21 protein-coding genes are annotated in these 21,714 nt (G+C 43.2%); 10 read left to right on the top strand and 11 right to left on the bottom strand.

What is annotated here, in order from left to right:
* Window positions 1-109: 109 nt before the first annotated feature.
* Window positions 110-2,515, top strand: coding sequence for an outer membrane beta-barrel protein (locus tag BMX50_RS12310; RefSeq protein ID WP_091210817.1), 2,406 nt, complete (start codon window positions 110-112; stop codon window positions 2,513-2,515).
* 617 nt (window positions 2,516-3,132) lie between these two features.
* On the opposite strand, the gene BMX50_RS12305 is transcribed toward BMX50_RS12310, so the two are convergent.
* The 10 genes from BMX50_RS12305 to BMX50_RS12260 form a co-directional block, all read right to left on the bottom strand.
* Complete coding sequence (locus BMX50_RS12305; RefSeq protein WP_091210816.1) at window positions 3,133-3,612, bottom strand: hypothetical protein; 480 nt, start codon at window positions 3,610-3,612, stop codon at window positions 3,133-3,135.
* 148 nt (window positions 3,613-3,760) lie between these two features.
* Window positions 3,761-4,189, bottom strand: coding sequence for a hypothetical protein (locus tag BMX50_RS12300; RefSeq protein ID WP_143065155.1), 429 nt, complete (start codon window positions 4,187-4,189; stop codon window positions 3,761-3,763).
* 115 nt (window positions 4,190-4,304) lie between these two features.
* Window positions 4,305-4,667, bottom strand: coding sequence for a hypothetical protein (locus BMX50_RS12295; protein ID WP_091210814.1), 363 nt, complete (start codon window positions 4,665-4,667; stop codon window positions 4,305-4,307).
* A gap of 17 nt (window positions 4,668-4,684) precedes the next feature.
* On the bottom strand, window positions 4,685-5,071 hold the full coding sequence (locus BMX50_RS12290; protein WP_091210813.1) for a hypothetical protein: 387 nt from the start codon (window positions 5,069-5,071) through the stop codon (window positions 4,685-4,687).
* Window positions 5,072-5,114: 43 nt separating this feature from the next.
* Window positions 5,115-5,534, bottom strand: coding sequence for a hypothetical protein (locus BMX50_RS12285; RefSeq protein WP_091210812.1), 420 nt, complete (start codon window positions 5,532-5,534; stop codon window positions 5,115-5,117).
* A 68-nt stretch (window positions 5,535-5,602) separates the two neighbouring features.
* Complete coding sequence (locus tag BMX50_RS12280) at window positions 5,603-6,514, bottom strand: ribose-phosphate diphosphokinase (protein ID WP_091210811.1); 912 nt, start codon at window positions 6,512-6,514, stop codon at window positions 5,603-5,605.
* Between the two features lie 56 nt (window positions 6,515-6,570).
* On the bottom strand, window positions 6,571-7,989 hold the full coding sequence (locus BMX50_RS12275) for a nicotinate phosphoribosyltransferase (protein ID WP_091211103.1): 1,419 nt from the start codon (window positions 7,987-7,989) through the stop codon (window positions 6,571-6,573).
* Window positions 7,990-7,993: 4 nt separating this feature from the next.
* Window positions 7,994-8,890 carry an NUDIX domain-containing protein gene (locus BMX50_RS12270; protein ID WP_091210810.1) on the bottom strand — a complete coding sequence of 299 codons (897 nt, stop codon included), beginning with the start codon at window positions 8,888-8,890 and terminating at the stop codon, window positions 7,994-7,996.
* A gap of 302 nt (window positions 8,891-9,192) precedes the next feature.
* Window positions 9,193-9,879 (bottom strand): NUDIX hydrolase, encoded by a 687-nt coding sequence (locus BMX50_RS12265; protein ID WP_091210809.1) that lies wholly within the window; start codon window positions 9,877-9,879, stop codon window positions 9,193-9,195.
* Window positions 9,880-9,929: 50 nt separating this feature from the next.
* On the bottom strand, window positions 9,930-10,328 hold the full coding sequence (locus tag BMX50_RS12260) for a hypothetical protein (RefSeq protein ID WP_143065154.1): 399 nt from the start codon (window positions 10,326-10,328) through the stop codon (window positions 9,930-9,932).
* A 356-nt stretch (window positions 10,329-10,684) separates the two neighbouring features.
* On the opposite strand from BMX50_RS12260, the gene BMX50_RS12255 reads away from it, so the two are divergent.
* From BMX50_RS12255 to BMX50_RS35120, 9 genes are read left to right on the top strand one after another with little or no spacing between them, the layout of a single operon-like run.
* The gene (locus tag BMX50_RS12255; protein WP_091210807.1) at window positions 10,685-13,087 is read left to right on the top strand and encodes a GumC family protein; all 2,403 of its coding nucleotides are present in this window, start codon (window positions 10,685-10,687) and stop codon (window positions 13,085-13,087) included.
* Window positions 13,088-13,130: 43 nt separating this feature from the next.
* Window positions 13,131-14,492 carry a lipopolysaccharide biosynthesis protein gene (locus BMX50_RS12250; protein WP_091210806.1) on the top strand — a complete coding sequence of 454 codons (1,362 nt, stop codon included), beginning with the start codon at window positions 13,131-13,133 and terminating at the stop codon, window positions 14,490-14,492.
* Window positions 14,493-14,505: 13 nt separating this feature from the next.
* The gene (locus tag BMX50_RS12245) at window positions 14,506-15,162 is read left to right on the top strand and encodes an acyltransferase (protein WP_091210805.1); all 657 of its coding nucleotides are present in this window, start codon (window positions 14,506-14,508) and stop codon (window positions 15,160-15,162) included.
* The gene (locus BMX50_RS12240) at window positions 15,150-16,424 is read left to right on the top strand and encodes a hypothetical protein (RefSeq protein WP_091210804.1); all 1,275 of its coding nucleotides are present in this window, start codon (window positions 15,150-15,152) and stop codon (window positions 16,422-16,424) included. The genes BMX50_RS12245 and BMX50_RS12240 overlap by 13 nt, the downstream gene beginning before the upstream one ends.
* 12 nt (window positions 16,425-16,436) lie before the next feature.
* On the top strand, window positions 16,437-17,207 hold the full coding sequence (locus BMX50_RS12235) for a glycosyltransferase family 2 protein (protein WP_091210803.1): 771 nt from the start codon (window positions 16,437-16,439) through the stop codon (window positions 17,205-17,207).
* A 3-nt stretch (window positions 17,208-17,210) separates the two neighbouring features.
* Entirely contained in the window at window positions 17,211-18,509 is a 1,299-nt protein-coding gene (locus tag BMX50_RS12230; RefSeq protein ID WP_091210802.1) for a glycosyltransferase family 4 protein, read from the top strand.
* A gap of 16 nt (window positions 18,510-18,525) precedes the next feature.
* Window positions 18,526-19,683 (top strand): glycosyltransferase family 4 protein, encoded by a 1,158-nt coding sequence (locus BMX50_RS12225; RefSeq protein WP_167667880.1) that lies wholly within the window; start codon window positions 18,526-18,528, stop codon window positions 19,681-19,683.
* Entirely contained in the window at window positions 19,634-20,350 is a 717-nt protein-coding gene (locus BMX50_RS12220) for an acyltransferase (protein WP_091210800.1), read from the top strand. Before BMX50_RS12225 ends, BMX50_RS12220 begins: the two co-directional genes overlap by 50 nt.
* Window positions 20,351-20,399: 49 nt before the next feature.
* Window positions 20,400-20,975: an acyltransferase gene (locus BMX50_RS35120; RefSeq protein WP_317040875.1), complete on the top strand. Its 576-nt coding sequence runs from the start codon at window positions 20,400-20,402 to the stop codon at window positions 20,973-20,975.
* 3 nt (window positions 20,976-20,978) lie between these two features.
* On the opposite strand, the gene BMX50_RS12210 is transcribed toward BMX50_RS35120, so the two are convergent.
* Window positions 20,979-21,644: an acyltransferase gene (locus BMX50_RS12210; protein ID WP_091210799.1), complete on the bottom strand. Its 666-nt coding sequence runs from the start codon at window positions 21,642-21,644 to the stop codon at window positions 20,979-20,981.
* Window positions 21,645-21,714: the final 70 nt, after the last annotated feature.

Genomic DNA, 21,714 nt, shown 5'->3' with positions numbered 1-21,714 from the left:
TAAGGATAATAGTGAGATTAAAAGGTGATTTTCACTCATATTTTCGCGCTTTAAAATGCCAACATCAGCCTCATCCTGATTATCTTACGGGATTATTAGGATTGACTGAATGACCCGTACGCTTTTATTCTTTTTACTGGCCCTATTACCCTTGGGCGGTTTTGCGCAGCAATTTACGCTGATAGTTGTTAAAGAAAATGCCCAGCCTGCTGATGGCGCCACCGTTAAACTGATTCAGGCAAACAGGCAGGTAGGCCTGAGCGTAAGTAACGTCCATGGGCAGGCCAGGTTCCAGAGCATTCCGCAGGGAACATTCAGCTTCTCTGTAACTTATACCGGTTATCAGCCTCAAACTACCCGGAGCTACACTATCGCGGACAATGTAAAGCAGGATACTATCCGCATGCAACCCCTTAGCACCGAGCTGAAAGAGGTGAGCATCACCGCCAAAACGCCACCGGTGGAAGTGAAGCAGGGAAAGGTGATTGTCAACGTTGACGCCTCGGTAACCAACGTAGGGGCTACGGTATTGGAGGTATTGGAGAAATCGCCGGGAGTAATGGTTGACCGTAATGGCGGCATCTCTTTACAAGGCAAGCCAGGAGTGCTGGTGATGATAGATGGTAAGCCTACTTACCTATCCGGTGCCGATCTGAACAACCTGCTCAGCAGTATGAGTTCCGGGCAGGTAGCACAAATTGAGTTGATTGCCAATCCCACAGCCAGGTATGATGCCAGCGGGAACGCGGGGATCATCAACATTAAAACCAAAAAGAACCGGCAAAAGGGTTTTAACGGATCGGTTTCGGCTACCGTGGCACAAGGTGTTTACCCTAAAACTAACAACACCCTGACATTGAATTATCGCGCGGGGCGTATCAGTACTTTCTTTAATTACAATATCAGCGATCAGAAATATCTTACCAACCTGTACGCGCTGCGCAAATACACCGGCGCTGGCGGGGCAACTACTTCAACATTGGAGCAGCCATCGCACTTTACCGGTACGCTGCTGAATAATACGGCCAAAGCAGGGCTGGATTATGACGTTTCGCCCAAAACTACGGTTGGCATTGTATTTGGCGTAACCATTATCCATCGCAAGGGTAACAATACGGCATCGGCGCGCTGGCTCAACCCGGCTGGTGGGGCAGATTCTGTGATTGCTACCGATAATGCCAATAACAGCCGGTTTAAAAACGGCCAGGTGAGCCTGAGCCTTCGCCATGCCATCAGCAAAAACCAGGATCTCAGTGCTGATGCCGACTGGCTGCACTACAACATTACCAGCGACCAGAATTTTAACAACCGCCTGCAAACCACCGGCGGTTATAACGAATCAACGCGCGCCAATATCCCCACCAGCATCGCCATCCTATCGGGCAAAGCCGACTATACACTTAAAACAAACAGCGATGGCCAATTTCAAATGGGCTGGAAATCGGCACACAGCAGTACCGATAACTCTGCCGGTTATCAAAACCTTACTGGGGGGCAATGGACCGACGACCTGACCCGCAGTAACCATTTCCTTTATAGCGAGAATATCCACGCAGCCTACACGCAATGGGAGCGCAAGCATAAGGCCATTTCTTACCAGGTAGGACTACGTTATGAGCATACCGATTATCATGCCCATCAAATGGGTAATTCACTGCAAAAAGACTCGGCTTTTTCGCGTAACTATGGAAGCTTTTTTCCCAGCGGCTATTTCAGCTACCAGGCTGATACTGCCAATAGCTTTACTTTAACCGTAAGCCGCCGTATTGATCGCCCGGTTTATCAAACGCTCAACCCATTCTATTTTATTATCAACAAATATACTTATCAAACCGGTAACCCTTACATTTTGCCGCAATACAGCTGGAACCTGGAGCTGAGCCACCAATATAAAAGTCTGCTCACTACCACCGTGTCGTACAGTAATATCAATAACTACTTTTCGCAAATATTTTTGAGCGATCCTACACTTGCAGGTATTCTGCTGTATACGCAGGGAAACGTGGGGCGCACGTATATTATTGGCGTATCCGAAGCTATCACAGCGACACCCACCGGCTGGTGGACGCTAACAGCACAGGCGTTGTACAATTACAAAAAACTAAGCGGTTTTAACGGCAATCATTATACATCTGATATCAACCAGCTTAACCTCAACGCCAGCAACCAGTTCACCATGGGCAAGCGTTTTACAGGCGAAGTATCGGGCTTTTATACCACCCGTGCCCGCAACGATGTACAGGAAAGGCTGTACCCTACCGGGCAGCTTTCGGCGGGACTGGGCATGTCGGTATTTAAAAAGAAAGCCAACCTGAAGTTGAGTATGCGTGATATATTCTATACCAACGCCATGGAGGGCTTAACACAGTTCCCCAACGCTACGGAGTATTTTAAGATTAAGCGCGATAGCCGTGTAGTGGTGCTTGCGTTCACCTATCGCTTCGGTAAAACCTACAAAACGGTTAAGCGCGATAATGGTGCTGCCGATGAAATGCAGCGAGTGGGAAATGGATAAAGAAATGGGACTATTATAGGTCATCCCTTGTTCTTTATAAATGGCCTTAAACCATTGTTGATGTATTGATTATGGAGGCTCTTGACCAGAACGAGAGGTACACGCCACACGCATGCCCCAGCGAAAGGAAGAGGTTTAAATTGTAACAAATGTGGTGTCCCAATTTTTTGATTCCCGAAAAAAATTGGAAAACATGCGGTACTTCTTTTTCTTAAAAAGCTCATTTGTTCCATTTTTTAAGAGTGAAACAACGGAACGGATCAAAAACATTATTAATTGATAATCAAATACTTGAATTTTTGTATGAAACATTGTTAAATTACTGATAATCAATTTTTAAAACTTTTTGGAGTGTTTGTTTGGTGTTTCACTTCTGCTCAGTATGGCTGCTGGTTTTTGGGTATGTTTTTATCATTTTTTTGATGTTTTTTAGATATCGCCTGTTGCTTGAATTTTGATGGTGACAAAGTACTGCCACCATTGCTTAAAGCCGGGAAGGTTAGCTTTGTGCTTTTCTGCGGATGTGACGAAGCGTAGCTTCGTCAGCTCTGTGATAAGGAGGTTGAAGTTTGGTGTTATTGCTGGTGCATGCGAGTAACGTGTGCCAAAATTCAGCTTTATAGAAACTCAATTAATTCCGCTTCTCCAAGGCATCTTGCACCTTCGTGGATCCACCATTTTCGGCCAATGTTCAGGTATTGCTCTATTTTTAAATTTGGCAAGAATCTCACAGTTACTACTCTTTCTTCGCCGGGCTCAATTGCAAGGCCGTCGTCCCATCTAATATCCCCTATAAATGCCTCAATCATGTTGCCGTTTGCGTCATATTCAAAAACATGATCCGGCCTGTATCCGCTTAATATTCCTGTTCGCCTTCCACCATTTTCCGTTGCTTTTAATTTTAATAGCGCATTGACTGATATCAATTCACGTTTTTCCTGCTGCTCCGGATCCTTAATACTTACGAGCGTGTTTTTATTATAAGCCATTACATCAAATACTTTTGATGCCCCTGTATCCAACCATCTTTTGTAAATGAGTTTGCCGTTCATATACAAGTAAAGTTCGTTGCCTTTAATTTCTTTATGGATTAGCATGATGGTTATAAAGATAGGGATTGATTGGGCAAAGGCAATATGGCTATTTTGATGATTGGCACACGCGACAGGCGTGCTCCAGCGGGGCCAGTTGGGGTGTCTTATATATAATTATCGTATGCAATAAAAAACACTAATTAAACCACCATTACTTTAGAAACTTACGGATATAGTTTAATAAACTATCGTTACGATAACAATAATCGCCACTTTCAATTATAGCTCCCGAAAACGATGTATTGATAGCACTTATTTTCGGTAGCTCATTGCCTTTTACCGTTTTCAAAATAATACTACATGTGCCTATATTTGCCTTTACATTAACGTCATTGAAGTTCGCGGTTTTAGATTTCTTTAAAAGAATAAGAATTTCATTTAAAGTGTCTTTATCTAAAATTGTAGTAGTTTGGGTGCCATTTATTCCTTCATCTATTAATGTGGCACTTTGTACTCCTTTAATCTGAATGTTATTAATATCAAATGAACTTTGTCTTTCAAATACATGAATTAAAAGTGATGTTAACCAAACAATTAATATAACAGAAAACATCAGCCCTATACGATTAGATAATCTCATAATAATTACTTTTTAAACGGAATCGACATTTCTTGTATTAATTTAGATTGCGTAAATGAGTATTGAACCCGCAACAGGCGTGCGCCAGCGGGGGGGCAGAAATGAGACCAAAGAATTACCTTGCCATTAAATATTCTTTATACTCTTCCTGTATCATCCCTGCCGCAACAAACCTGCTTTCTGATGCCTGGTACTTATCTATCGCAAAGGTTAAGGCTTCATTGATATTGCTAAAAGAATTAATGGTGTAAGGTTCGTCAGGGTCTACTGGTGCAAATTCGTAGATATCTAAAAAGTCCTCATCACCTTCATCAAAGCACTCTATGTAACTCACACTATATGTCGGGTCTTTTTCTTTATCTATCCTTAACCATTTTAAAATGGTATAATCATCGTGCTTTTGGTGAGATAGCCATTGTTCAATTGGCTTACCTAATGATAAATTAGTTTTTAATTGTTCTGATGATAAATATTTCATTTTGAAGGGAACAAATGTCACTCTATTATTCTAAGTAAAAGATCAAGTTCTGTATAAGCCTGGATCAATCCTGCACGGTCGTCAAGCAAAATATTATAATATACTTTAGGGCTATCGCATTTAAAGAACGGTGGATTTTCATTAATTCCATTGTAAGGTATATCATTGGCCTTTAAATAATCACTAATAGCATGGGTGTCGCTATTAGCCGTGAAACAGATCAGGTAAAAGCCTGCTTTATGGCATCTTCTTAAAAGAGCTGTCACATACCGATAGCTGTTGCCGGTGCCATGAAAATCATAAACAGTATTGTCAAAATCAAAAGCAACAACCAAAGTGCCGTGCTTTTTATAATCGTCAACTAAGCGGAGGTATGACTGATTTGGTTGCAGGTATTGATCCATTGATAAGAAGTAAAGAGTGCCTGACTAAGCACTGAGGATTCATTTATTGGTCGCTTTTTGGAATAATTTTAGTTATAAATGCCCAAAGTAATTTGTTATTCAGCAATCTCCCTTCATGATAAAAATGACCAAATTGATCAAAGCAATATTTTATCGTTGATCCTGAATAATTGAAAATTATTTTACCACGAACATCTATCGATCTACATTCTTTCTCTCTTGTAAATAGCTTCGTGGTTATTAACGAATTTAATTTAGCTAATTCAGGTTTACTGGTAAATAACTTGTATTTTCGTGTGTCCAGAAAGGAATATTCAAATTGGTCACAGTTAACGGCAACAACGCTTTCTGTCGAAAAAGATTCCCATTCGACTTTAACAGAGCGCAATGGACTTTTTTGGGCAAAAGCATTATTTGCAAATGTTGAAATTGAAATAATAAGGAACATCCAAATTGCTTTCATGAAAAAGTTTTGGGTTATGTGTTGTTATCTATTGCTTTTTACCTTGAGTATACCGACAACTATGCCATTCACGGTACCGGGGGGCATATCAACCCCGCCACAGTCCTCACCTCCACAAAGTCATCGCCCTCCAAATCCTTACAATTTACATGGGTATCGGTACAGATCAGCTTTTTAATAGCCCCGCAGGCTTTTAACTTCCCAATACCATCGTTCACAAATAAGCCATGTGTGGTGATCACATAAATATCACCGGCACCGGCATTTTTGTAGGTTAAAGCGGCGTTTACAATGCTGCCGCCTGAGCGGATCATATCGTCATAAATAATAACCGTTTTGCCGGCTACGTCGGCGTTGATGGCGCTTACTTCGGTTTGGTCGCCTTTGAGGCGGCGTTTGAGGATGAAGGCGGCATTTACACCCATGTCGTTAGCCAATGATTCAACCCATTTGGCGCGGCCGGCATCGGTGCTGGCCATTACAAAATTGCCGCCGCCGTAGCGGGTAGCTGCCTCTATCACAATGTCTTTGCAGTACACGTGTACAGGGTACAGGTCCTGCTCAAAATAGTACTGGATGCCCTCGCTGTGCAGATCGAACAGCATTACCTTATTGCCCCGGTTTGATTTAGGGATGGCCGAGAGCAGGCGGGCGCGGGTTTTGGCGGTCACAATTTCGCCGGGTTTAACGGCGCGCTCCATGGTGCTGTAACCAAAGTAGGGGATCACCAGCGTAAGCGAATCGGCGCCGTAACTTACCAGCGACGAAGCAAGGTCATAAAGTTCGAGCGTGGCGCTATCATTCACAGTACCGCCGATCAGCAATACCTCCCTGCCTTCCACGTTGGAGAGGATGCGCTGGTAGCGTTCGCCATCTGTAAAGTAGCTTACTTCAATTTCGCCGCGTTCGCAATGGCCGAGGGCAAGCACTTTCTCGGCGAGGTATTCATAACCGGTTATGGCAAATAGTAATTTCTTCATTATGTAAGAGCTTAAAGCAGAATGCATAAAGCATAAAGCTTTTTTGTTAATGTGGTTTATTGGTGCTGCAAGGTATCAATCACCTGCTCAAAAGTAAAATCTTTAATGATATGGCCGTTCTCAAAAACGGTTTGGAGCTGGTCGGCCAGTTCGGGTTGTTCGTCCTGGTGGATGGTTTTGTAGCCTTCGGCGGTTTTTACCAGTTGTAACCTGCCACCTTTGCTCTTTTTAAAGCTTGTGGTGATATTGCCGTTGACATCCATTTCGGTTGGGTGTTTTTCAACGGCTACTTCTTTGCCATCAATCACCGCGCTGCTGCATTTCAGGGCAAATTTCTGGGTATCACGGTCAACCTTTTGCAGTAACGCACCGCCCATACCCAGCACCAGGTTTTCGGCGCTGATGCCGTTTTCTTTCAGGGCTTTGTAAATCACGGCGATCTCAGTATAGTTAACGCCATCGCCCTGGATCACCCTAACCTGCGGAGGCAGCACTTTATACCCTTTGGCATTGGTAGTAAAGCCGAATTTATCAAACAGGATCTTAAAGATCTCCAACAGGGTCATCACCGGGTCGCCGCTGTCGGGGCGGATCACCAGTGTTCCGTCGCGTTTCAGGATCTCTTCTTTCAAGTCTTCGCCCCAGTACTCGCTGCAGGCGCGGAAAATGTTAAAGCTATCGCTCACGCAGGCAATAACGCCGGTAGGGAAGCTGCGCAAAACGTGTTTAAATATTTCCAGTTCGCCTTCCTGTCCAAGCAGGGTGCAAATACTATGTTCAGTAGCCGGGATACTCAGTCCGTGTACTTTTTGCGCATGATAGTATTTAATAGCCATGCCGGATCCTGCCAGGTTATCGCTGCCTGCAAAGCTAAGCAGGTGGGCCGCCCCGCCCAGTTTGGCACTCTCCACACTGCTCACCCCGCGGAAACCAAAATCATTCAGCACAAAACCAATTCCGCCGAAGGCTTCGGGCGTGGCGGTTTCTTCGTAATACTGGGTGACCACTTTTTTAACCTCGTGGCTTAGTGTTGCCACGGTACAGGGGTACCAAACCTGCATCAGCAGGGTTTCGAGAAAGTTGGTGAGCCAATAGCATTCAGGGTCGGTGTTTTCGATGGTCATGAGCACGTTGCCGGTAGGTACGCTGGTACCTTCGGCCACAGCTTTGATGCGTACCGGCAGGTGACCGTTGTATTTATCCAGTATGTACTGAAATTTGCTGCAATCAAACACATCATTGCGGCCAAAAACTTGTTTCAAAAATTCATCGGCCTCGTCCAAATCAACCTGATTAAAGGCCGGGCCCTGCAGGTATTCCTTCAAAATATATTGCAGACCGAAAAAAACGGTTTCGTTGAACATACCACCGCGGCTTTCCAGGTAACTGTAAATATTGGTGGTGCCGGGGTAGTAAAATTTATGGTGGGCGTATTTATATGCGTCGGCTAAAAGAATCAAATTTTCCCTTTTCATGGCTTTAGTTTTTAAGGTATTTGCCGGTGATGAAATTAAACAATTCAATGTGTTCTTCGCTAATGGAGCCGTCTTTTATCATTAAAGGCAGGTCGGTAAGTTTAAACCAGGCCAGGTCGGCAATATCATCCTGGGCCTTTGGCTCACCGCCGATAAAATCGCAGCTAAACAGCAGGGTAATGATCTTGTCGGCCTCGCTGCGGTAGCGCCAGTCGTTTATTTTGGCCGATGTTTCGTACTGCATAGCAGTGGTTTGCATTTCGCCGCATTCTTCGGCAAGCTCGCGTTCGGCGGCATCTTCGTAACAGGTATCTTCAGGATCGGAGAAGCCACCCACGAAACGCCATTTATTGTTGATGGCCTTTTTGCCTAACAAAATCTCATTACGGTTATTCCTGAACAGGGCTACATCAACAGTAGGGTATACCTTTGGGTATTGGTTATAGTAAGCGTACAGGATGCCCGCACGAAAATCATTGGAGTCGAAAACTTTATCGGCGTATTGTTTACGCAGTTCGGTGGCGTTATAGTCGCCATGCTCAGGCAGCTCGATAGTTTCAAATTTGCCGCTGTAGTAGGGGATAAAGCTGTCGCGGCTGCCGTACAAGCAAAACTGCTCTGCATTGAAAACACTTTTCAGCAGATTGTCCAGATTATCCGACCAGATTTTATCGCTCGGATTATCGCTGATGGGCAGTACCACAATTTCAGGATAATCCTTTTTAATCATTTTTTCACGCGTGTAATAGTCGTAAGGGTTTTTGCGACTGCCTTTTATGGGGCTAACACCCAGTAATATAATCAGTTTGGCATGGTTTTGCTTAACCTGTGCTATCAGTTGCCTGTGACCCTCATGCAGGTACGGCGTTTGAAAGCGTGCTATAATTACTCCTGTCTTCATTTCTATTTTGCGTTAATTATACACAAATATAAATATGTGTTTTTAATACGCAAATTATTTTTTGATTTTTTTTGGGGAGAAGAGGGAGCGGCTTGAGTATCCAGGGGACCTTATACAAAGTTTTTTGATTCTTGAAGCGAATAAAAACATGTCATTGCGAGGCGCGAAACGGGAATGAGCATCGGCGCGACGTGGCAATCGCATGCTATACAGAGCGGCTCTGCTTCCGTGCGATTGCCGCGCTACGCCCGCAATGACATAAAGGCTGGTCGATTTCTCTAACCCGGATGATGGATTCAGAATTATATCTCGAAACTAATGCCTTCTTTTTGAAGCTGATAGTACTTTTCCTCATTAAAACGGAAAAGGTTACCCGGCCTGCCGGCACCTTCAAGGGCTTGCTTTTCGGTTGTTTCTTCCAGGAAGCCGTATTTGGTGATCTTCTTTTTAAAGTTACGGCGGTCGATAGGGCGGTCGAGTACCGCGAGATAAAGTTTTTCGAGCTCGGAAAATGGGAACTTTTCTTCGAGCAGTTCGAAGCCTACGGGCTGATAAAGCATTTTGCTTTTAAGGCGTTCGCGGGCTACGCTGATGATGGTGGTATGATCAAACGCCAGGGCGGGAAGTTTTTTGATATTGAACCAGTTTACATCGCTGGCGTCAGTAGCTGCTTTGACAACAAAAGCATCCGGCCGTACAAGGCCATAATATGTTATGGATATCACCCTGTTCCGCGGATCGCGCCCCGGCTGGCCAAAGCTGTATAATTGTTCCAGGTAGGTGATGTTTACGCCGGTTTCTTCCCGCAGTTCGCGCTGGATAGCTTCCTCTAACGATTCATGATCAGCCACTAAACCGCCCGGCAATGCCCAGCTGTTTTTAAAAGGTTCGATATTGCGTTTGATGAGCAGTACGGACAGGCCCTCCTTTGAGGTATATCCAAATACTACCGCATCAACGGCAACCTTTATATTTTGGGTGACTGGCATAATACAAAGGTATGGATTGGGAAGTGGCGGGGCAATAGAAGGGGAACTATTCAATCAATTAAAACTAAGGTATCAAATACCATTTCCCTATGTTTTATTACCGAATCAAGTTTGTTGTAGTTTATTACATGTGAAGTATTGAAGAAAACGTCTCTTGTGTTTTTGCGGTAAATTTCCATGATCTTCCGGGCAATGGCTGTGTCTTTCTTTTGCTCATAGCTTCTGCACAGGCAGCGTGCCAGCCTGTTTTCTGCTACACGGTTTACATCGCCGTCCAATCCCGCCTCTTTGGTAATGTAATAATATTTTACATTGCAATTCTTGAATGACAAAGAATGTTCAGATCGCCTGTCGATATAGTTACGCAGGTTATAAATGGCAACGCCTGATACTATTAATAGCATTACAACTAATGTCCATTTTCTCTCGTCCATTACAATTTTAGCCATGGCTTATATTTTATTATTGATACCCGGACATTGGGAAGGTAACCCATTGTTGAGGTTTAGGTAGTATCTTATCTTGATAATAATATTTTTATATGTATTATATGATGAGATATACAGCCTGATCTCTAACCACAAACCTCTAATCTCTCACATTAATCATTCATTTCGTTCATTATTAAATCATCGTTCACTTTGTTCATAACCGTTCGTTCGTAGCTAAAAATGGCTTTTCTGAGGTAACTTTCGGTCAAATTAGTAGCACATAAATTTTGCCCTGATCATTGAGCTGCTTATTATTTCTACTTATGGAATTGATAGCTTTATCATGATTATTGGCATTTTAATAAAATGTTGATATGGATAAATTGGACCTTTTAGCTGACAAGCTCGATTTCGTGTACAAAAAGGAGGAAGCTCCCGGCGATGTCCGCAGTCTTGTTGCCATCTGCCTTAATTACTGGTATCTCTTCTGCATTGGTATAGCGGTATGCATTGTTGCTACTTTTGTATATATTCAGTACGAGCCAAGTAAATGGAATATCAGCAGTAAAATTATTGTTGAGGATGAAAAAAACTCACCTACAAAAGCCCTTACCAACGGCGTAAACTCGGACCTGGCTTCGTTGTTTGATATCAAGAGCAATGCCGATAACGAGGTTAAGGTGCTTAAATCGCGCAGTCTCCTTAAACGGGTTGTTTATCTGCTCGATCTTAATATTCATGTTTATGACAATAATGGCTTCCGCAAAGCGGAGGTGTTTGATGACAGTCCCTTTAAAATTAATATAGGTTATAAAACCGATAAGCTGGTACTGGCTAACTATACCTTAGAGGTGCTAAACAGCAACACTTTCAGGCTTACAAATGATAAAGAATCGGAAGGTATCACAGGTACTTTTGATAAGCCGGTAAGTTTACCCCAGTATAACCTTACTTTCCACAAAACGCAGTACTTCAAACCCGACGGCGAATACAAGATCAAGGTTCAAACTCCAAAACAGATTGAAAAGGAACTTGATGAAAACCTGGGTGTTGGGCTCGACGATAAGCAGGCCACCGTTATTGACCTAAACCTGAGCTACAGCAACCCCGAACGCGGACGGGTAATACTCCAGAAACTAATGGACGTTTATCTGCAAAATAACCTGGCCAACAAGATCCGTATTGCCGATAGCACTATGAAGTTTATTGATAAACGACTGGTAGTTGTTGGTGCAGAGCTGGGTAAGGTTGAAAAGAACCTGGAGCAATACAAGGTTCAGAACAAGATCTCGGATATCAACGCACAATCAAAGGCGCTGATTGAAGGTGCTAACTCCTATCAAAGTAAGTTGAACGATAACGAGGTGCAGCTGGCTATAGCCAATGATCTTTATAAATATGTAAACGATGCCGGCAATCCGCAGGTAGTACCAAGCTCGTTAATTACCAAGGATATGGCTTTTGGTACTGCTATAAACGGCTACAATGAAATGCTGCTGCGCAAAGAGCAACTGCGGATGACGCTTACCGATAACAGCGTGATCATCAAAAACCTCGATCAGCAGATTGAGCTTGCCCGTCAGGCATTGGTAACCAGTCTGAGCAATTATCGCAACAGCCTGAGAGTATCGCAATCGGCATTTAAAAAACAAAATGCTACCATTGAAGATAAAATTACAAACGCACCGGTAAAAGAAAGGATCTACCTGGATTACGCACGTGAGCAAAGCCTTAAACAGGACTTGTACCTGTTCCTGCTGCAAAAACGTGAGGAAACTGCTATATCGCAAACAGCCACACTTTCGAGCTGCCGTATTTTAGATGATGCCGATGCCGATGAAAAACCTTTCGCACCCAAAAAATCACTGTTGTATCTTATTGGCGCAATTGCCGGGATCTGTATCCCGGCAGCTGGGCTTAGTGTTAAAGAGTTGTTGAACACCCGCATCAACACCAAGGCCGATATTGATAAACATACCAGTGTGCCATTATTTGGCGAAATAAGTCGCGGTGATAAGCGTTCAAGGCCCCTGGTTTATAATGATGCCCGTTCGGCTGTAGCCGAGGAGATCAGGGCCCTGCGTACCAGTTTAAAGTATGTTACCGATAATAAAAAGGGCTCAAATGTGATCATGTTTACCTCAAGCATGAGCGGTGAGGGTAAATCGTTCATTTCGCTTAACCTGGGCAATTCTATAGCGCTTACCGGCAAAAAGGTAGTGTTGCTCGAGCTTGATTTGCGCAAACCTAAATTGCTCAAAAACATGGGTGGCATGAAAGATGAATATGGTTTCACCAATTATGTGATCTCGCCCGAAGGATGCGTTGACTGCCTGGTTAAACCTTTTGAAAGTAACCCTAATTTCTTCTACATATCATCGGGCCCGGTACCGCCCAATCCGGCCGAGTTGCTGATGGACGACAGGCTTAAAATCCTTATTGAAGACCTTAAGAAAAAGTTTGATTATGTGATCATCGATACTGCCCCGGTTGGCCTGGTATCTGACGCACTCATTATCGAAGAGTTTGTTGATGTTACTTTCTATGTGGTACGGCAAAATTATACGCTTAAAACACAGCTGGGCATTGTAAATGATTTGCACCGCACCAAAAAAGCTAAACACATGTACCTGATAGTAAATGATATTGAAATGCGTACCAATACCATTACCGGTTACGGACACGGTTATGGCAGCTATGGTTACGGGACACCTTACGAAGATAGCAGCAGTAAAGTGGCAGACTGGCTCCGGAAAATAAAAATGAACGTTTGGTAGCATTGTATCCTTAATCTGCTTTAAATCCCCCTTAAATCATTTTATGTTGCAAGTATTAACAGTTGGTATTAACCGGTTTTTTAACAAAGGCCATGAACGCTCGGTAAGGGCGCGGAAAAATATTTTTCGCTCAATAGTGCTTAAGGGCGGCAGCGTGGTTATTACGCTGGTCATGATCCCGCTTACCATCAGGTATGTAAACCCTACTCAATATGGTATCTGGCTTACCCTAAGCTCGCTGATAACCTGGGCGGCTTTGTTTGATATGGGTTTGGGTAATGGCCTGAAAAATCAACTGGCCCAGGCCATAGCCCTTAATGAGCCCGAAAAGGGCCGGGTTTATGTAAGCTCAACCTATGCCATTATGTGCGTGATAGGGATAATCATGTTTGTTGTTTTTTACTTTGTTAACCCCTACATAAAATGGACAAGTATTTTGAATGTACCTGATGATGGCAGCGGTTATTTGAATAAAATAGTATTGATCATCTTCGGTCTTTTTTGCTTTCAGTTTGTGGTGCAGCTTATTAACACAGTGCTGGCGGCTAACCAGGAGCCGGCCAAAACAGCACAGTTGAATTTTGTTGGGCAGATACTTTCGTTACTGGCCATATTGATATTGATGAAATTGGTGCCAGGTTCATTAACCTGGCTGGTGATGGTGATGGCGGGTGTGCCTTTATTAGTAATGCTTGGGGGAAGTATGCTAATGTTCAAAGGCGATTACAGGTTACTGGCACCCGCCATCAGCGTAGTGAATTTTAAAAGCGCCAGGCAAATGCTTGGCGTAGGCAGTACGTTTTTTATCATCCAGATTTGTGCGCTGGTCATGTACGAGTCGGATAATATTGTTATCACCCAGCTGTTTGGGCCAAAGGAGGTAACTGTATTTAATATTGCCTACAAATTATTTTCGGTGGTACTGATGTTTTTTGTGGTGGTGATAACGCCTTTCTGGAGCGCGTTTACAGAGGCTTACACTAAAAATGAGTACGAGTGGATCAAAAATACACTTGCCAAAATAAACAAGCTATGGCTGGGACTCAGTTTATGCACAATTGCGCTCACTGTGCTGTCGCCCTGGCTATATGACATATGGGTAGGTAAAAGCATTTCAGTACCGCTGAACCTTTCTATAGCCATGTGCATTTACATTATAACGTTGATATGGCAGGCCATTCACGTGCAGTTTTTAAATGGAATAGGCAAAATTAGGCTGCAACTGTACCTGGGGATAACTACCTCGGTAATTAATATTCCGCTTTCCATTTTATTAGGAAAGCTGATAGGTGTAGCGGGGATTCCTTTAGCCAATGCCATCATTTTTGTGGTGATGGGGATAGTTTTTTCTACTCAAACTAACAAAATCATTAACCGTAAAGCAACGGGTGTTTTTAACCGGTAAGGAGAACAGGAAAATGGGACTAAGTTATATCATCAGAAAATTTTACCGGGCGTTGAGGGTGGTTTACTTTAAATCTGCCCGTAATTATTCGCATTTGGTAACTACGTTTAAATTCTGGTTAAACAATGTAGACTATCATAAAGATTTCACCGGCTATGGCATTCCTATTCTTGATATCAACATGAAAGGGAAGTTCAGTATAGGTAAAAACTTCTGGTTTAACAGCGGTAAATATCATGCCATGGGAGGGAGGCAGCAGCAATGCTATTTTGTAGTTGCTGCAGGTGGTGAGCTAAGCATTGGCGACTATGTGGGCTGTACATCTGTGGCTTTCATCTGCCACGATAAAATAAAAATTGGTAATCATGTTAAGATAGGCATCAATACCGTAATCTACGATACCGATTTCCATTCGCTATACGCCGAAGCCCGAAACGATATTCCAGAACGCCTGGATGGTTTGCGTACTAAACCGGTTATCATTAAAGACGGAGCTTTTATAGGTGGCCACACCACCATATTAAAAGGGGTAACCATCGGCAAAAATTCGATAGTAGGAGCCGGTTCGGTAGTTTTTCAGAGCATACCTGATGAGCAGATCTGGGCGGGGAACCCGGCAGTTTATGTACGTGATACTTATAAAATGGAGTTGGAAACATGCAGCAGGTAAATCAAACCGTTTACGCCCTTTTGTTTCTGGTAATGGTGCTGGCATCATTTTTTCACATGCAGGCGCCGGTACTTGGCCTTGCCTTGCTCATCATTTTGCCGCCGGTTAAACACCAGCTTGCCGTTATAAAAATGGCAGGAGTGTTTGCTGTGCTATTTGTCCCCGCACTGCTGGGCTTAATAGCGGGTTATCAAAATAGTACTTATCTTATTTTTAAGGATTTTTATTATTTCTCAATACCAATATTATTTGTGCTGGCAGGCATTGTGCTGGCCCGTCGCATCGAAGTTGAGCTGTTTTTGAAAACGCTTGTTATAGCAGGGGTATTGGTATCATTCCTGGTTACCGGGATTTCCATTTCATATATGGGGGGAGGTGCGTTAACCGATCCATATTCGGCCCATTACGCTATCGGTATTGTGGGCACACCTGCGCCGCCAATAGCCTTTGCCTGTTTATTGTTTACCTGGAAATTTGACATCAGGTTGTTCCGGCGCAATTTGTTCAGGCTGTTTTTGGGTGTCAACGCCTTTGGTATCTATATGTTTGCCTCGCGAACCTATCTCATCATCACCCTGTGCTTTATGCTGCTGCTTATCGCCGACAGGGTAAAACGGGTGTGGATTTTCCCAATTATATTCCTGCTTGGATTATTTGTTATTGTGGTGCCATTTATTACCGTAAGTGTAAGCTCAGATAGTACCTTCCTTAACAAAATCATGGGCTCGTTCAATGAGGTGAGCGTGGGGAACTTTAATACCGAGCAGGATATTAACCTCCGCTACCGCGGTTATGAATCATTTATGGCTTTTAAAGGCTACCTGGATGGCGGGCTGCGCGACTGGATCTTCGGCGGCCTCGGCAAGCTTATCGACCTCAAAACATTTGTACATCTTGGCGAAGATGCTGATTTTCAATATATCCCGGTTTTGCATAACGGATGGCTTTATATTCTTGTAAAAACAGGTGCCCTTGGTGTGCTGGTTTATATAAGTATTTTTTTCGGTTTGATTGCAACCAAATGGCGTTCATACGCGGATGTGAAGGGCAAGCCGGTTATCCGGATTTTTTCGGCTTTTATTATCGGGTGTGTGTTGAGTTTGCTGCTCACCAATTATATCGTAACTGCTTTTTTCAATATGGAAATGAGCGTAGTAATGGTATTGCTTGGCTACAGCTACCTGAATGTACATGTATTGATGCATCAATTAAAAACAAGGCAGCAGTTTACAGAATTTCAGTTGGCTGGCTTAAATGTTTAACGAGGATAGGATATGGAGCAAATTTATAACCCACAAAAAGTAACCATTATTACGGTAGTTTATAATGCCGTAAATACCATTGAAGGCACTATAGAGAGCGTTCTTAATCAAACCTATAAAAACTTAGAATACATCATTGTTGATGGCGGATCAACTGACGGCACATTGCAGATCATTGAAAAATACCGGAATAGGATTGACCGGTTTATCAGTGAGCCTGATAAAGGCATTGGCGACGGATTTAATAAAGGAATCTCCATGGCCTCGGGCGAGTGGATAGGCATGATCAATGCCGACGATTGGTACGCTGAAGACGCTGTAGAGCATATCATGCACCATGTTTCAAAAGATGACTTTGTGTGCTGCGGTAATATCAGGCTGATAGGTGGTAACGGCACCGAACGGGATAAAAAAAGCAAGGTAGGCTGGCTTAATTTCGGTATGTATGTGATGCATCCCAGTTGTTTTGTGCGCAGAAATGTATACCGGAACGTAGGGAATTATGATATCGGGCTCAGGATAGCTATGGATTTTGACATGTTTTTACGCATTAAAAGATTGGGCTATAAAATAAAATACGTCGACAAAGTAATTGCCTACATGCGTACCGACGGTGTAAGTAATGACACTGCTAAAATGCACCGCGAAGAACTAAAAGTAATGCGCAGGCATTTGCATGGTATCAATTACATGCTCTCGTACCTGTTTAATTACCTTAACCGCTTACGCTGGCGTTTTTTTTATAAAGATCCATTCAGGAAACCGATGAGTTTACAGGCATAAGCTATGAATAAAAATATACTTATATCCGCATATGCAATATCGCCCAGTAAAGGTTCTGAATATGGTGCCGCCTGGAATACGGTTATGAACCTTTCCACAAGGCACAAATTATGGGTATTGTATGGCATGTCCGACGATCATATGGGCGATACGCAAACCATGCGCAAATATCTGTCAGAAAACAGGATCGCCAATGTAAATTTCATTGAGGTACAGCCTGGCTTTATCGCAAAAACAATTAACCTGCTTAACAAAGTGGGTTTAGGCTGGTTCTTTTATTTCGCCTATTATTTGTGGCAAAAGGAAGCATATAAAACAGCCCAAAAACTATTGGAAACTGTTGATATTGACGTGGTGCATCAACTTGGGCCTATAGGCTACCGCGAACCGGGCTTTTTATACAAGTTGGGTAAGCCAACCGTTTGGGGACCGATAGGTGGGATGATGGTTATTGATGAGCGTTTAATGCGAAACAAACCATTGACTACCCGGGTTAAATTCATGCTTAAAAATATCATTAACAGGGTACAGCTTGGTCATTCGACGCGGATAAAGAAAGCATTTGAACAAGCCGATGTATTGATCTCGGCGACTAAAACCGGCCAGCAAACCATCATGAACAGGTTTGGCCGTGATAGCTATTACCTGTCTGAACAGGGTATCATAGGAGAAATGTCATTGAACCAAACGAAGTTTAACAGCGATATAGTGCAATTGATATGGTGTGGCACCCATATCGAACGTAAAAACCTGCAGCTTTGTCTTGACGCTCTCGCGCAGGTAGAAAATAATAATTGGGTGCTTAATGTGCTGGGTACCGGGCCACTTACCGGTAAACTAAAGCAGTATGCCGCCAAACTGGGTTTACAGGATAAAATTATATGGCATGGGCAGTTAAAACGAACCGAAGCCATGAGTATGATGGCTGCATCTCACCTGCACATCATTACCAGCATAGCGGAGGATAACCCGGCCGTGGTTTTTGAAGCCATGAGCTGTGGTGTTCCTTCGCTTACTATTGACCATCATGGTATGGGCGATGTCATTTGTAAGAAAAACGGCATTAAAATACCGGTTGATGAGTACCCTTTTATGGTAAGAAGCATTGCGGAAAACCTTGATGATGTGTTTGCCAAACCTCAGTTTTTACGGGATTTAGCTCACTCTACAATTGATTATGCCGCTACTTTTAAGTGGGATAAGAGATTAGATACCCTGGATGATATTTATAGCAGGGCTATCAGATTGCGGGAGCAAAGTACCGCCTGCCTGGTAGCAAATGAAAACTTAATTGCTTTATGATATGAGGGGACAGGATATGAAGATACGGTTAGGGATAGATGCCAAATGGTATTTCGATGGGCCGCCGAGTGGGCACATGGTGGTGAAAAACCTGGTGGATGAAATTATTCGTACTGGTGATGATCGTTTTGAGGTATATCTTTTCCTTGTTAATAAAAGTAAGACTAAAGCCCAATCTCATTTTCCGGCACATGTAAAACTGATTTTTTTACCGGGAATCCCCAATCTGTTGTCAAACCTGTTCCTGGTGCCGCTAATGACATTGATATACAATATTGATGTTTTGCTGTTTCAGAATTTTAGCAGTACATGGCCGGCCAGGGCTTTGAAAATAGCCTACATTCATGATGTGTTGTTTCTTGATTATCCGCAATATTACACCAAAGCCGAGGCAACCTATTTTAAGCAGATGATTCGTTTTGCAGCTAAGGCCGATCAGATCATCACCATATCCAATTGTGAAAAAGAGCGCATGCAGAAGCATGGTATAAATGTCCCGCTTGGAGTCAATGTAGTTTATCACGGAATTAACAAGGCGTTTAAACCGCTTCATGCGTATAATGAAAATGATATTCTAACCATTCAAGCGAAATATAATCTGCCCCAAAATTACCTGCTGTATGTCGGCCGGGTAAATATTCGAAAAAACCTTATTGGTTTGGTTAAGGCATTAAACCTGTTGCAAAATTTTGATCTGATGTTGGTTATTGCCGGTGAACGTGGTAACTATCCTGAGCTTGATGGATATGTAACCTCAAAACAGCTTTGGGAGCGCATAATTTTTACCGGGCATGTACCCGAGGCCGACCTGCATTTGCTTTATGCGCGGGCAAAAGTATTTTGTTTTCCGTCATACGCCGAAGGTTTTGGTTTGCCACCGCTTGAGGCTATGCAATGCGGTGTGCCGGTTGTGGTTTCAGACAGAACGGCTATGCCCGAGGTATGCGGAACTGCCGTTCTTTATGCCAATCCGGATGATGAAAACGAGATTGCCCTTGAAATAGAATTGCTTTTGAGCGATCAGGCTTTGTACAACGAAAAAGTAAACCAGGGATTTGCCCAGGCACGCAAGTTTTCATGGACAAAAGCTGCAAACGAAATACTAACCTTAATTACTGAGGCTTATGCTGGTAGAGAAAATTATTCGGAAGCTCAAGCGCAACCCCGACTATAAATGGGAGAGCAAGTACACCTTCGTGGATATGGGGGTGATACTATCGGGCAGGTTTGGCCAGGTATTACGGGGCGGGTGGATGCGTTTGTTTTTGAAGCATGTGGAAGGTTTGCTTTTTATAGGCAGCAATGTGAAAATAAGGCATGCCTATCTTTTTTCGGCAGGTAAAAATCTGATCATTGAAGATAATGTATTTATCAACGCGCTGTCATATGATGGGATAATGGTAAAAGATAACGTGTCTATTGCCCGCAATTGCACCCTGGTGGGTACCGGGATCATATCGCAAAAGGGAAAGGGTATAAGTATTGGCAATAATACAGGCATAAATGCCGGTGCTTATCTTGGCGGTCAGGGAGGGATTGAAATCGGAGATAACGTGATAATTGGTCCTGGTGTGCAGGTGTTTTCCGAAAATCATAATTTTTCGGACCTCAACGTCAATATTAAAGATCAGGGGGTATCCCGCAATGGTGTGGTTATTAAAAACGACTGCTGGATAGGGGCCGGAGCTATCATTTTAGCCGGGGTTACTATAGGCAACGGATGTGTGATAGCCGCCGGGAGTGTGGTAACCCGGTCGGTTGATAATGATTCGGTAGTGGCTGGCGTACCGGGAAAAGTTTTGAAAAACCGTAAGGTGATTAGTGTAGGGAAGGTAGCATAGGGCAATAAAAGAATTTCGATTCAACATGAATATAACCGAACAAAATATAATGCATATATCAACAGACGAAGCACCGGCTGTTGTGGCAACGTCATTTGATAAATTAAAAGGCTCTTTTATTTATATGATCTGTGGTGTAATCGGCTATCTCCCTTTTCATACCCTGCGGATCTTTTGTTTACGTATGCTGAAAGCAAAAGTAGGTAAGCGTACCGGTATTTATAGAGGATTTGAAGTGAGGCGTCCGCGGCTTTTAACCATTGGCAATAGTTCAGTTATTGGTCACGGGGCATTGCTTGATGCGCGTTGCGGTTTAACTATCGGTGATAATGTTAACCTGAGTAACGAGGTGATGATCTGGACCTTACATCATGATTATAATGATAGTAATTTTGCTCAAACAGGAGCCCCGGTTACCATTGGCAACTATGCCTGGATCTGTTCGCGGGCTGTGATTTTGCCCGGAGTTACTATAGGTGAGGGGGCAGTTGTTGCCGCCGGAGCTGTTGTTACCCGCGATGTTGCACCATACACCGTAGTTGGCGGGGTACCTGCTAAAGCTATCGCCAAACGAAATGAAAATTTGAACTATGACCTGGGCGATGCCATTTTGCCAATTATTTGATTTTTAATATTTCCAGGTAATATTTTCTTTGAGCACCCGCATTGGGTTGCCTCCAAAAATGCTTTTCTCGCCAACCAGTTTCTTGGTAACCAAGGACCCTGCTGCAATAATACTTCCGTTGGGTAAATTAGATCCTTTCAAAATGGTGCAGCGGCAACCAACCCAAACATTATCGCCTATAACAACTTCTTTGGGGTGATTAAAAACCTGGCCGTTTTCATCGAAAATGTGATGGAAATCGGTATCCATTACCAGGCTTTCCCAGCTTATGCCGCTATTATTACCAATGGTGATTTTCTTTTCGGCTACTAATGCGCATTCGGTGCTCATGTTAAAATTTTCGCCAAAAATGAGTTGCCCATTTTCGCCCACGTTTATTTTGCAGCCATGCATAATGAAGGCGCGGCCATTAAAAACCACCTCGCCAAATACCTGCCAAACGCCGCGGGCCCTTTTAAAATCGGAGATGCCAACTTTACCGTAGCCAATTTGTATCAGCGCCGTTTTGATGGGGCCGTTTATAGTAACCTTCCCCTTGGTTTCGTGCAGGTAAATATTGTTCGAAATTAAAACGGGTAGTTTTATGGCCGTTTTAAAAGGAAAATATTTGAAATTAAAAACAATGGTTTTCAGGTTGATCCGCGAGAGTAGTTTCAGTGTTTTGCTCATTTACTAATAAGGTTTAAATAACTGCGAGCTTATTTAAATATATACAATTACCACTTCATTCGCATCCCGC

Source organism: Mucilaginibacter gossypiicola, assembly GCF_900110105.1.
Lineage (GTDB): Bacteria > Bacteroidota > Bacteroidia > Sphingobacteriales > Sphingobacteriaceae > Mucilaginibacter > Mucilaginibacter gossypiicola.
Note: the sequence above shows the minus strand (reverse complement) of the source record. Positions and strands in the feature narration are given on the sequence as shown.

What these genes read in the sequence shown, in the direction of transcription:
- BMX50_RS12270 (WP_091210810.1), bottom strand. Translation starts at nt 8,890, where the DNA reads ATGAAGACAGGAGTAATTATAGCACGCTTTCAAACGCCGTACCTGCAT.
- BMX50_RS35120 (WP_317040875.1), top strand. Translation starts at nt 20,400, where the DNA reads ATGCATATATCAACAGACGAAGCACCGGCTGTTGTGGCAACGTCATTT.
- BMX50_RS12290 (WP_091210813.1), bottom strand. Translation starts at nt 5,071, where the DNA reads ATGGATCAATACCTGCAACCAAATCAGTCATACCTCCGCTTAGTTGAC.
- BMX50_RS12295 (WP_091210814.1), bottom strand. Translation starts at nt 4,667, where the DNA reads ATGAAATATTTATCATCAGAACAATTAAAAACTAATTTATCATTAGGT.
- BMX50_RS12280 (WP_091210811.1), bottom strand. Translation starts at nt 6,514, where the DNA reads ATGAAGAAATTACTATTTGCCATAACCGGTTATGAATACCTCGCCGAG.
- BMX50_RS12210 (WP_091210799.1), bottom strand. Translation starts at nt 21,644, where the DNA reads ATGAGCAAAACACTGAAACTACTCTCGCGGATCAACCTGAAAACCATT.
- BMX50_RS12265 (WP_091210809.1), bottom strand. Translation starts at nt 9,879, where the DNA reads ATGCCAGTCACCCAAAATATAAAGGTTGCCGTTGATGCGGTAGTATTT.
- BMX50_RS12220 (WP_091210800.1), top strand. Translation starts at nt 19,634, where the DNA reads ATGCTGGTAGAGAAAATTATTCGGAAGCTCAAGCGCAACCCCGACTAT.
- BMX50_RS12245 (WP_091210805.1), top strand. Translation starts at nt 14,506, where the DNA reads ATGGGACTAAGTTATATCATCAGAAAATTTTACCGGGCGTTGAGGGTG.
- BMX50_RS12300 (WP_143065155.1), bottom strand. Translation starts at nt 4,189, where the DNA reads ATGAGATTATCTAATCGTATAGGGCTGATGTTTTCTGTTATATTAATT.
- BMX50_RS12250 (WP_091210806.1), top strand. Translation starts at nt 13,131, where the DNA reads ATGTTGCAAGTATTAACAGTTGGTATTAACCGGTTTTTTAACAAAGGC.
- BMX50_RS12240 (WP_091210804.1), top strand. Translation starts at nt 15,150, where the DNA reads ATGCAGCAGGTAAATCAAACCGTTTACGCCCTTTTGTTTCTGGTAATG.
- BMX50_RS12255 (WP_091210807.1), top strand. Translation starts at nt 10,685, where the DNA reads ATGGATAAATTGGACCTTTTAGCTGACAAGCTCGATTTCGTGTACAAA.
- BMX50_RS12275 (WP_091211103.1), bottom strand. Translation starts at nt 7,989, where the DNA reads ATGAAAAGGGAAAATTTGATTCTTTTAGCCGACGCATATAAATACGCC.
- BMX50_RS12260 (WP_143065154.1), bottom strand. Translation starts at nt 10,328, where the DNA reads ATGGCTAAAATTGTAATGGACGAGAGAAAATGGACATTAGTTGTAATG.
- BMX50_RS12310 (WP_091210817.1), top strand. Translation starts at nt 110, where the DNA reads ATGACCCGTACGCTTTTATTCTTTTTACTGGCCCTATTACCCTTGGGC.
- BMX50_RS12230 (WP_091210802.1), top strand. Translation starts at nt 17,211, where the DNA reads ATGAATAAAAATATACTTATATCCGCATATGCAATATCGCCCAGTAAA.
- BMX50_RS12225 (WP_167667880.1), top strand. Translation starts at nt 18,526, where the DNA reads ATGAAGATACGGTTAGGGATAGATGCCAAATGGTATTTCGATGGGCCG.
- BMX50_RS12235 (WP_091210803.1), top strand. Translation starts at nt 16,437, where the DNA reads ATGGAGCAAATTTATAACCCACAAAAAGTAACCATTATTACGGTAGTT.
- BMX50_RS12305 (WP_091210816.1), bottom strand. Translation starts at nt 3,612, where the DNA reads ATGCTAATCCATAAAGAAATTAAAGGCAACGAACTTTACTTGTATATG.
- BMX50_RS12285 (WP_091210812.1), bottom strand. Translation starts at nt 5,534, where the DNA reads ATGAAAGCAATTTGGATGTTCCTTATTATTTCAATTTCAACATTTGCA.